Raw genomic sequence first — 10,000 nt, forward strand, 5'->3', positions numbered from 1 at the left:
TCAACCCAGAAACGGTGAGTTTGCAGGTTAGGCAGGAAACGGCGCTTAGTTGCGTTGTTGGCGTGTGAACGACGGTTACCTACCATCGGACCCTTACCAGTGATTTGGCACACTCTAGACATGTCAATGTTTCTCCAAAATTACTTCAGCTCGAGCTTCGTTCATCCTTCTGGCCAAGAAGAATGCCCCGGATTTCTGAAAGGGCGCAATTTATACACGAAAGCCTGATCAAATTCAAGCAAATCTGTACGGTTCAGGCGATCGTTTGCACATCCAAACTTCAGACCTTTATAGCCAGCCGCGTTCGGCAAAGGAAATAACCTCTGCATCACCTACCACAAAATGATCCAGCAACTTAATGTCGACAAGAGACATGGCTTGAGTCAGGCGTTCCGTTATAACCCGATCGGCACGGCTCGGCTCTGCAACTCCGGATGGATGATTGTGAGCCAAAATAACGGCGGCGGCATTATGCGCTAAAGCACTCTGAACTACAATACGCGGATACACAGGAGAGGCATCAATAGTGCCGAAAAATAACGGTTCAGCGCAAATTAGCCGGTGTTGACTGTCTAAATACAACAACATAAAAACTTCTCGTTTTTGCGCCGCCAAACTTTGTTGCAGATACCGCTTCACCAAAGCAGGTTCGGTAAAGACAGTGTCGCGTTGCATACTTTGCACCAGGTAGCGCCTGCTTAGCTCCATAACCGCTTGTAATTGCACATATTTTGCCGGTCCCAAACCATGGCCTTTGCAAAAGTCAGCCTGACTGGCCGCCAATAAAGGCCTTAGCCCACCAAACTGATGCAATAAAGTACGGGATAATTCCACCGCATCCATACCAGCCACACCAGTGCGTAAAAAAATAGCCAATAATTCGCCGTCCGATAAATGCTCAGCACCGTAAGCCAGCAGTTTTTCTCTGGGCCTTTCACCTTCAGGCCAGCTTTTGATACTCATCTTCGCCTCCTTGAGTTTTTGTTTTCCTTCATCTTTCCGTGTTATCTTAACGCCAACTTAACCCCTTTTTGCTGCGACAGACATGGCACTATTACTGGCAGGAAAACGCATTTTATTAGGCATTAGCGGCGGTATTGCCGCTTACAAAAGTGCCGACTTAATCCGCCGTTTAAAAGAACGTGGCGCTGAAGTGCGGGTCGTTCAAACCGACGCCGCACGTGAATTTATTACGCCTTTAACGTTGCAGGCTTTATCTGGCCATCCTGTCGCCAACAGCCTGCTCGACCCCGCTGCTGAAGCGGCTATGGGCCATATAGAGCTCGCTAAATGGGCCGATTTACTGCTGATAGCCCCAGCTTCGGCTGATTTAATTGCCCGCTTAGCTCATGGCATGGCCAACGATTTATTAAGCACTTGTGTGCTGGCGACCGATGCACCTGTGGCCGTGGCACCTGCAATGAATCAGCAGATGTATAAAAATATAGCCACCAAAAACAATATAGATACATTAAAGACACGTAATTTTTACATTTGGGGTCCTGCAGCAGGCGAACAAGCCTGTGGTGATGTTGGGATGGGCCGGATGTTAGAGCCTTTGCAGCTGGTAGATTTAGTCCTTGAGCACTTTGCGCCGCGAGTTCAGCCTTTAGCTGGCGTATCGCTGGTGATTACCGCTGGCCCGACCCGCGAGCCTATTGATCCTGTGCGTTATATCTCCAATCACAGCTCTGGAAAAATGGGCTTTGCCCTAGCTGAAGCCGCTGTGCGCTTAGGGGCGGACGTGACTTTAATTGCCGGACCTGTGCAGCTGGCAACACCAGCAGGCGTAAAACGTATTGATGTGGTCACAGCCGCAGAGATGTATCAAGTCGCATTAGAGCAGGCAGTCAACGCAAGCATCTTTATCGGCTGCGCCGCTGTAGCAGATTATAAAGTGGCTCAGGTAGCGACTCAGAAGCTGAAAAAGACCAACGATGACAGCACCAGCCTGACCTTAGTGAAAAACCCCGACATTATTGCTGCTGTAGCTGCATTAACGTCACAGAGACCTTTTACCGTAGGCTTTGCCGCTGAAACTCAGGATGTGGCCAATTATGCCCGGCAGAAACTGGCAAAGAAAAAACTGGATCTGATTTGCGCTAACGACGTATCTGTTTCTGGCCAGGGCTTTAATAGCGACCAAAATGCCCTCAGCGTGTTTTGGGCCGAAGGCGAACAGCAGTTTGGCTTACAAACCAAATCAGAGCTGGCGCAGCAACTTCTTTTATTGATTAACGAGCGTTATCTGCATGAAAAAAGCCATTGATTTAAAAATTCTCGACCCACGTATCGGCACTGAATTTCCATTACCTGCTTATGCCACACCAGGCAGCGCAGGTTTAGACTTAAGGGCTTGTCTGGATGCAGAACTACAACTGGCACCGGGCCAAACCACGCTGATCCCAACAGGTTTGGCTATTCATATTGGTGACGCTAATTTGTGCGCCACTATATTGCCACGCTCTGGTTTAGGTCATAAAAACGGCATAGTATTGGGTAACTTGGTAGGTTTAATCGACTCGGATTATCAGGGCCAGTTAATGGTGTCTATGTGGAACCGTTCGCAGGAACACTTCACTATCCAGCCAGGCGACCGTATCGCTCAGCTGGTGTTTATGCCTGTGGTACAGGCAGAATTTAACATAGTTTCAGATTTTGACGCTTCAGACCGAGGCGAAGGTGGATTTGGTCACTCTGGCCGTCAGTAATTAGTGACAAGGATATCCATGGCAACGACAAAACGTCCCAACCGCAAAGAAGATATTTTGCAGGCGCTGGCCGCTATGCTGCAAAGCCATGCGGGCCAGCGCATTACCACGGCCGCTTTGGCAGCTCAGGTGGGTGTATCCGAAGCGGCTTTGTACCGGCACTTCCCTAGCAAAGCCCGGATGTTTGAGGGCTTGATCGACTTTATTGAAGACACCTTGTTGTCGCGCATTAATGCGATAGTGCAGGAGCACAAACAAACCGAACAGCGCATAGAACTCATTATGCAGCTGTTGCTGATTTTCGCCGAACGTAACCCCGGCATCTGCCGCATTCTGACTGGTGATGCCTTACAGGGCGAACAGGAACGTTTGCAGGAACGCATCAGCGCCTTGTATGAAAAGCTGGAGACTCAGTTAAAACAATGCCTACGCGAACGTAAATTACGTGAAGGCAAAAGTTTTAGCGTGGATGAAGGTGATTTAGCCAACCTGTTGCTGGGCATTTGTGAAGGCAAAATGCAACAGTTTGTCCGTTCAGGTTTTGCCCGCTTGCCAACAGCTCAGTGGCCTAACCAATGGGCTTTGCTGCAGAAAACTTTGTTTGCGGTTTAAGCCAGAGATAAAAAAACCGGTCAGCTGACCGTTTTTTTTATTGTGTAAATTCGCTTAGTTAAACTTCTGCCATATGGCAGCAACCCAAACTAAGGCGACAAAGACAAGTGCCGAAGTTACCGCAGCTGAGCCCATATCTTTAGCCCGGCCTGATAATTCATGTCGCTCTAAACTGACACGGTCGGTTAAGGCTTCAATGGCTGAGTTTAATAACTCAACAATAATCACCAGTAACCAAACCCCCATCAAAATAGCAAAGTGACCAAAATCAGCAGCTAAATACCAGGCAAAAGGAATAGCAGCTAAAGTAAGGCCAGCTTCCTGACGAAAAGCGGCTTCGTTCACCCAGGCTGCAGTAAAACCTTTACGGCTACAATCCGCAGCTTTAATAATACGCCCAAAACCTGTGCCGTTTGGCTTGCTCATAGCTTGTCCTTATTATACCCGTCGTACTTGAAGCTGCAGCTTTGTTGACTACGCCCTCTCGCCCCAGTCACATAGGTTAACTATGCTCCTGGGGTCTCGCTGACTTGTCGCCTCCCTGCAACTCCAATTACTTGGGTCTAAAACATGGTTAAAACCTTAGCTCACACCATATTGGGCACGGTAAGCAGACACAGCTTCTAAATACTGGGCCAGCTCTGGTTTGCCTTGCAGGTAGTGGATTAAGTCGTTTAAACAAATGATAGACACCACTTGAGTGCCAAAGTCGCGTTCAACTTCCTGAATAGCTGAAAGTTCGCCCTGGCCTTTTTCCTGACGGTCCAGTGCAATCAGTACGCCACTTAAACTGGCACCTTGTGCCTGGATCAGCTGCATCGATTCACGAATTGCAGTACCGGCCGTGATCACATCATCCACCAGCATCACTTTGCCCTGTAAAGGCGACCCTACTAAGTTGCCACCTTCGCCATGGGTTTTGGCTTCTTTGCGGTTAAAGCAATAAGGCACATCTTTACCATACTGATCAAACAAAGCCACAGCTGTCGTCGTTGCTATAGGAATGCCTTTGTAGGCAGGGCCAAACAACAGGTCAAACTCAACACCAGCATCTTCTAAAGCAGCGGCATAAAACCGGCCTAAACGGGCTAAATCGCCGCCTGTATTAAATAAACCTGCGTTAAAAAAATACGGGCTGGTACGGCCGGATTTCAGTGTAAAACTGCCAAACTTCAGGACCTGACGCGACAAGGCAAATTCAATAAAGTCTATTTGAAACTGTTTCATAACTTAGTGTGACCTCAAAACCTTAAGTAAAACTTAAGCTAAAACGCGTTTTTGTTCGTCGATAATTTCACGGATGGCGTGTTTGCCTAATTCCATCATCTGCTGCATTTCTTCAAAGCTAAATGGCGCTTCTTCAGCCGTGCCCTGAATTTCAATGATTTTGCCTGTTTCAGTCATGACGATGTTCATATCGGTTTCAGCGTTTGAATCTTCGGCGTAGTCTAAATCGGCCACAGCAGTGCCTTTATAAACACCCACAGAAACTGCAGCCACCATAAAATTCAATGGGTTGGTTTTAATCATGCCTTTAGCGCGCATAAAATTCAGCGCATCCACTAAAGCCACACAAGCACCGGTAATAGAGGCAGTGCGGGTGCCACCATCGGCCTGGATCACGTCACAGTCGATCGTAATAGTGTTTTCACCCAACAGCTTTAAATCTACAGCAGTACGCAAAGCGCGGCCAATCAGGCGCTGAATCTCCATAGTACGGCCGCCTTGCTTGCCTTTGGCAGCTTCACGCTCGTTACGGGTATGAGTGGCGCGTGGCAACATGCCATATTCAGCTGTGATCCAGCCTTTGCCCTGGCCTTTCATAAAACGTGGCACACCTTCAATCACGCTGGCAGTACAAATAACTTTGGTGTTACCAAACTCAACCAATACTGAACCTTCAGCATGAGCCGTAAATTGACGGGTGAAAGTAATAGGACGAATTTGACTCGCTGTTCTGCCGCTAGGACGCATGGTGAAGCCTCAACCTGATATTAAAAGTGCTTCATTATAGGGATTTCACCCTTGCAGTGCCATCTATACGCTAAGTAAATGCGGCAAGGCGTTTTTTGCATCAAAGCTGTGACAGGATCTGATCGCACATTTCATCGCAGAGCGCAGGTAACGCAGCTGTGGCTACAAGTGCGACGGGCAGATTAGACGAATCATGCCTGAACTGGGTATACTCGCTAAAATTAAGTTTTTTCAGGACACAGTTATGATCCACAGTATGACCGCTTATGCCCGCCACGAAATTCGTGCCAGCTGGGGCAATGCCGTTTGGGAAATCCGCTCCGTTAACCAACGTTATCTGGAAAGCTATTTCCGCCTGCCAGAACAGTTTCGTTGCTTAGAAGGTTTATTACGCGACAAACTGCGGCAGAAACTGCACCGCGGCAAACTGGAAATCAACCTGAAATACAGCGCTTCAAACACTGCTGGCGAGTTAAAAATTAACGAAGCTTTGGCCAAACAATTGATGCAAAGCGCAAGTGCTCTGGCCGAGCAAAGCGGCAAGGCCCAGTTAAACGTGGTCGATATTCTGCGCTGGCCTGGTGTGATGGAAACTCAGGAAGAAGACATCGACAGCTTACAAGCCGAACTGATGGCAGCCTTTGACGCCGCCTTAGTCGACTTCGTTGCAGGCCGTGGCCGTGAAGGTGTCGCCATAGAGCAAATGATCCGCGACCGTCTGGATCAAATCTCTACTCATGTCAGCACCTTACGCACGCATTTACCACAAGCCCTGCAATGGCAACGCGACAAAATGTTGAATCGCCTGCAGGAAGTAAAAGCCGAACTGGACCAAAACCGCCTCGAGCAGGAAATGGCCTTTTTAGCCCAGAAATCTGACGTGGCAGAAGAGCTGGACCGTTTAGACGCTCATATCAAAGAAACCCGCCACAGCCTGAAACAAGGCGGAGCCATAGGCCGCCGCCTCGATTTTATGATGCAGGAATTCAACCGCGAAGCGAACACCTTATCCTCGAAAGCCATCTCAACCGAGATCACTAATACAGCGGTGGAGCTGAAGGTTTTGATTGAGCAAATGAGAGAGCAAATTCAGAATATTGAATAATGCAACATGCAACCAACAAAAAGCCGCTATAAAAAGCGGCTTCCCAATTCAGAATTAACACCCAAAGCTACTTACAAAGCCCCCTAGGCAACAACCCCGCCGCTATATAAGCATCATCAATCAGTTGCATCTGATCTATGGCGTCGCGGCCACCTGTCAGCGGTTTGGTTTCGCCTTTGATGCAGCTCAGAGTGTGTTCAAGCTGGTGGTCGTAGGTGGTATCGCCTTTGATTTGATACTCATGGGTTTCGCCGTCTTTGGTGAGGCACAATTTATGGCCCTGATGCGGCGCGACCAGGTTCAAGACTTCCAGTTGAGCTTTGTCGCCCTCGAGATACAAAGATGCATCGTGATGACGGCTTAAATGTTCGCTCATGGCACAGCCAACATAACACAAAGGGCCGTTCGGGAACTGCAGGCGAAGCTCGAAGCTGCTATCGAGCTGAGGTTTAGGGCAAATGGCCTCGGCCCATAAAATCTCTGAAGTGCTGCCAAATAAAGTGCGTAACCAGTGCAGTGGATAACAGCCTAGATCCATTAAAGCGCCGCCCCCTAAAGGCACGTTGTGGCGCAACGAACCCGGTGTTTCGGCAATACGTACTGAAAAATTGCTGCGCACTGTGTGGATAGTGCCAAGCTCACCGCTCTTTAATAGCCGCTCTACTTCGGCAAACACCGGATGAAAGCGGTAGTGATACCCTTCAATCAGTAAACGGCCACTGGCATCTGCAGCCGCCACCATAGCTTTGGCTTCTGCAGCGTCCATGGCAAAAGGCTTTTCGCACAACACATGCTTGCCTTGTTGCAAAGCTTTAATGGACCACTCTGCATGCATAGAAGGCGGTAAAGCGTTGTAAATCAGGTCGATATCATCACGAGTGACTAGCGCTTCATAACTGCCTAATGCCAGTTCTATATCAAACTGCTTAGCAAAAACCTGAGCTTTTTCCAAAGTGGATGCAGCCACCGCAGCTATCACTGCATCTGAGCGCTTGGCAGCGGGCTGAATAATAGCCTTGTCGGCAATGCGTGCTGCACCTAATAAACCTATACGGATCATAGCTATTCCTTTTATTTAGCCCTTTGCCTTATGCTCTTGGCCCACTAGCTTAAAGTGGTAATTGCACCAGCAACTTGTAGCTTTGGCCTGCTTTAATAGTGCGTACCGCTAACTCTTTCTGCTCAACACCATCCAGCCAGAGTGTTGGCGCTTTAACAGCTGCAACCCGCTCAAAACGGATATGGAAGTCAGCACCACGGAAACGGCGTAACACAGAGGCTTTGTTCCAGCTGGCCGGCAGTTGCGGCGCTATGGTTAAACCTTGTTGGTCGCCCTTCACACCAAACAAACCTTCGACTAAACAACGATACACCCAATGCACAGTGCCTGTATTAAATAACTGGCTGGAGCGGCCTGCAGTGCGCGGTAAAGTCTGGTAAGCACCACGGTAATAATTTGGAATAAATACCGGCAACTGACCCCGTTGCAGCTGATCCTGTGGATCGTCCGACGGTAGCATTTGTTTTAATACCTGATAGGCTTTGTCGGCTTCGTTCACCTGATACAAAGCGAACAGATAAAAAGCCGCAGCGTGGTTATAGACAGAGCCGTTTTCTGCCGAACCCGGATATTTCTGGGTCACACGGCCCACGTCTTCACGCATAGCTGTATACGCAGGCGCCAGCATTTGCGGACCATAAGGCGTATGCAATTGCTGCTCTACAGCTTTTAACAGCTGCTGCTGTTGTTCGCTATTGGCGGCACCACTTAATAAAGCCCAGCTTTGTGGGTTCAGGTAAATGCGGCCTTCGATGTCTTTGCTGATACCAAACACCAGGTTATCGTCTGTGATACCACGGCCATACCAGTTGCCATCCCATAAATACTGATTCACTGCGGCGTTAAAAGCGGCGGCTTGTTCTTCGTATAAAGCCACATGCTCAGTACGGCCTGCATCACGGCAAATTTGCGCCCACACTTTCAGCGCATAAGCTGCAGCTAAGCTCAACCAACCCGACACGCCTTTGCCTTTGTAACCCACCATATTCATTGGGTCACACCAGTCGCCCTGCTCAATGTAACTTAAGCAACGTTCGTCTTTTTTCAGCCATAACCAGCCCATAGCGCGATGAATATGCTCAGCCACAGTATGCTGTTCGGTAGAATCTTTGAAGGCGACTTTTTCGTTTAACAGCGCATAGTCGTTGGTTTCTGCCAGATAAGCGCTGATACACACAGGTAACCAGACGCATTGATCGGTATGAGGCACCTGGTTGATGTATTTCAGTTCGGCGTCTTTGTGCAGCAAAATACCATCCGGCATTTCGCCCGACAGATGTTGCTGCGACAGCGCTGTTAAAAAGGCTTTGCGGGCTATTGCAGGGGCCAGATAGCTCATGCCCATATTATCCTGCAAATAATTACGGGTTTGTGGATCTGTGGTTAAGCGGTTGACGTCGCCGTGGTAATACACCTGACGCGCCAGCCAGTGGTTCACATAGTTATTCAGCTCCTGATCCGGCGTGTCGATTTCTAAGCAAGGCACAGCTTGCGCAACATAAGCGGCATAGTCTTGCTGAATTTGAGCAAAACTTTCTGGCGTACCAAACACTTGCTGACGAATTTGCGCAACTTCGGCTTTGTCATAAGCCGGACCAAACACAAAACGGTACTGCTCTGCCTGACCTGAAGCTAAAGACAGTCTGTATTGCATCACACAAGCCGGGGTTTCGTAGTCTGAATCACCACAGGCTAAAAACGGCTGTTGTATAGCTGAAGGTGCATGCAAACCGCCCTGGCCTTCAAATGCTTGCTGGTTTACTTCCCAGAAATCCGGCTCACGCTCGGCCAATAAGAAGGTTTTGTCTTTTAAGAATTTGTTTTTAAAGTAATCAGGGTACTTTTGATAAGGCGTCACTGACGAGCAGATAATAGCTTTTAAAGCTGCATCATAACGGCCAGACTGGTTCATCCAGGACATATAACCAACCGGGAAATACGGATATAAACTTAAAGCCCGGTTCTGATTTGAATCGTTGCGAACCGTCAGTTGCCATAACTCCAGCGGTTGCTCTGGCGTTAGGGTTAACAGCCATTCCACTGTTAAACCACAGTCCAGCGTTAACTGCCAGCGGATATCCGACTGGCCTGCGGAAAACACAAAGTTCTTTGCTTCTTTGCGTACCGGCTCGTAAGGCACAGACCAGATTTCACCGCTGTTTTCATCTTTGATATACACAAATCGGCCCGGATGATGCGCGTAATACGGCTGCTCCGGCTGCATAAACGTCTTGGCTTCTAAGTTAGGTGCATGAGCGTATTTGGCAGGTTCTGGCTGCATAAACTGCGCTGTGGCATAACCACGGCAGTTTTGCTGGATCATCATCACCTTATTCCATAAAAAGCCCGCAGCCTGCGGCATCGCAGTGGCGCTGTACAATTCATAACGCTGGCCGTTTTCTGTGGCTTGCATCAACTTCTTCATCATTACTCCGACACTCCGACTACTGCTGCCCCTTGGTTTAAAGGCTGCGAAGGTGCTGTTTTGCGCTGATCCAGTTCCTGTTGAATGGTCAGCAATTGTTTTTCATCTAAATG

At 48.7% G+C, this 10,000-nt stretch carries 11 protein-coding genes; 4 read left to right on the top strand and 7 right to left on the bottom strand.

Going from position 1 to position 10,000, the window contains the following annotated elements; translation table 11 throughout:
* Together rpmB and radC are read right to left on the bottom strand one after the other, a co-directional pair.
* Window positions 1–122 (bottom strand): 50S ribosomal protein L28 (gene rpmB, locus LDL40_RS10700; RefSeq protein ID WP_300995348.1); only part of this gene is annotated, 122 nt, incomplete at its 3' end.
* 166 nt (window positions 123–288) lie between these two features.
* Window positions 289–963, bottom strand: a complete 675-nt coding sequence (gene radC / locus LDL40_RS10705) for a DNA repair protein RadC (RefSeq protein ID WP_300995337.1) — start codon at window positions 961–963, stop codon at window positions 289–291.
* Window positions 964–1,045: 82 nt separating this feature from the next.
* On the opposite strand from radC, the gene coaBC reads away from it, so the two are divergent.
* Genes coaBC through slmA form a run of 3 tightly spaced genes read left to right on the top strand, consistent with a single transcriptional unit; the run spans window position 1,046 to window position 3,323 of the window.
* On the top strand, window positions 1,046–2,269 hold the full coding sequence (gene coaBC / locus LDL40_RS10710; protein ID WP_300995340.1) for a bifunctional phosphopantothenoylcysteine decarboxylase/phosphopantothenate--cysteine ligase CoaBC: 1,224 nt from the start codon (window positions 1,046–1,048) through the stop codon (window positions 2,267–2,269).
* Window positions 2,253–2,711: a dUTP diphosphatase gene (gene dut / locus LDL40_RS10715; RefSeq protein ID WP_300995341.1), complete on the top strand. Its 459-nt coding sequence runs from the start codon at window positions 2,253–2,255 to the stop codon at window positions 2,709–2,711. Before coaBC ends, dut begins: the two co-directional genes overlap by 17 nt.
* An 18-nt stretch (window positions 2,712–2,729) precedes the next feature.
* Window positions 2,730–3,323: a nucleoid occlusion factor SlmA gene (gene slmA, locus LDL40_RS10720; RefSeq protein ID WP_127684944.1), complete on the top strand. Its 594-nt coding sequence runs from the start codon at window positions 2,730–2,732 to the stop codon at window positions 3,321–3,323.
* Window positions 3,324–3,377: 54 nt separating this feature from the next.
* Here slmA and LDL40_RS10725 read toward each other — a convergent pair whose 3' ends face one another.
* From LDL40_RS10725 to rph, 3 genes are all read right to left on the bottom strand, one after another.
* The gene (locus LDL40_RS10725) at window positions 3,378–3,749 is read right to left on the bottom strand and encodes a diacylglycerol kinase (RefSeq protein WP_300995342.1); all 372 of its coding nucleotides are present in this window, start codon (window positions 3,747–3,749) and stop codon (window positions 3,378–3,380) included.
* Between the two features lie 156 nt (window positions 3,750–3,905).
* Complete coding sequence (gene pyrE, locus LDL40_RS10730) at window positions 3,906–4,550, bottom strand: orotate phosphoribosyltransferase (protein ID WP_300995343.1); 645 nt, start codon at window positions 4,548–4,550, stop codon at window positions 3,906–3,908.
* A 33-nt stretch (window positions 4,551–4,583) separates the two neighbouring features.
* Window positions 4,584–5,297, bottom strand: a complete 714-nt coding sequence (gene rph, locus LDL40_RS10735) for a ribonuclease PH (protein ID WP_300995344.1) — start codon at window positions 5,295–5,297, stop codon at window positions 4,584–4,586.
* Window positions 5,298–5,541: 244 nt separating this feature from the next.
* Between rph and LDL40_RS10740 the strand changes: the two genes are divergently transcribed.
* Window positions 5,542–6,402, top strand: coding sequence for a YicC/YloC family endoribonuclease (locus LDL40_RS10740; RefSeq protein WP_300995345.1), 861 nt, complete (start codon window positions 5,542–5,544; stop codon window positions 6,400–6,402).
* Between the two features lie 67 nt (window positions 6,403–6,469).
* Here LDL40_RS10740 and LDL40_RS10745 read toward each other — a convergent pair whose 3' ends face one another.
* Together LDL40_RS10745 and LDL40_RS10750 are read right to left on the bottom strand one after the other, a co-directional pair.
* Entirely contained in the window at window positions 6,470–7,462 is a 993-nt protein-coding gene (locus LDL40_RS10745; protein WP_300995346.1) for a Gfo/Idh/MocA family protein, read from the bottom strand.
* Between the two features lie 49 nt (window positions 7,463–7,511).
* Window positions 7,512–9,887 carry an NdvB protein gene (locus LDL40_RS10750; RefSeq protein ID WP_300995347.1) on the bottom strand — a complete coding sequence of 792 codons (2,376 nt, stop codon included), beginning with the start codon at window positions 9,885–9,887 and terminating at the stop codon, window positions 7,512–7,514.
* Between the last annotated feature and the right edge of the window lie 113 nt (window positions 9,888–10,000).

The sequence above is a fragment of the Rheinheimera sp. genome (assembly GCF_020217005.1).
Taxonomy (GTDB): Bacteria; Pseudomonadota; Gammaproteobacteria; order Enterobacterales; family Alteromonadaceae; genus Pararheinheimera.

Bases quoted from the DNA above. Each gene is read 5' to 3' on its own strand.
- radC (WP_300995337.1), bottom strand. From the start codon at position 963: ATGAGTATCAAAAGCTGGCCTGAAGGTGAAAGGCCCAGAGAAAAACTG.
- coaBC (WP_300995340.1), top strand. From the start codon at position 1,046: ATGGCACTATTACTGGCAGGAAAACGCATTTTATTAGGCATTAGCGGC.
- dut (WP_300995341.1), top strand. From the start codon at position 2,253: ATGAAAAAAGCCATTGATTTAAAAATTCTCGACCCACGTATCGGCACT.
- slmA (WP_127684944.1), top strand. From the start codon at position 2,730: ATGGCAACGACAAAACGTCCCAACCGCAAAGAAGATATTTTGCAGGCG.
- LDL40_RS10725 (WP_300995342.1), bottom strand. From the start codon at position 3,749: ATGAGCAAGCCAAACGGCACAGGTTTTGGGCGTATTATTAAAGCTGCG.
- pyrE (WP_300995343.1), bottom strand. From the start codon at position 4,550: ATGAAACAGTTTCAAATAGACTTTATTGAATTTGCCTTGTCGCGTCAG.
- rph (WP_300995344.1), bottom strand. From the start codon at position 5,297: ATGCGTCCTAGCGGCAGAACAGCGAGTCAAATTCGTCCTATTACTTTC.
- LDL40_RS10740 (WP_300995345.1), top strand. From the start codon at position 5,542: ATGATCCACAGTATGACCGCTTATGCCCGCCACGAAATTCGTGCCAGC.
- LDL40_RS10745 (WP_300995346.1), bottom strand. From the start codon at position 7,462: ATGATCCGTATAGGTTTATTAGGTGCAGCACGCATTGCCGACAAGGCT.
- LDL40_RS10750 (WP_300995347.1), bottom strand. From the start codon at position 9,887: ATGAAGAAGTTGATGCAAGCCACAGAAAACGGCCAGCGTTATGAATTG.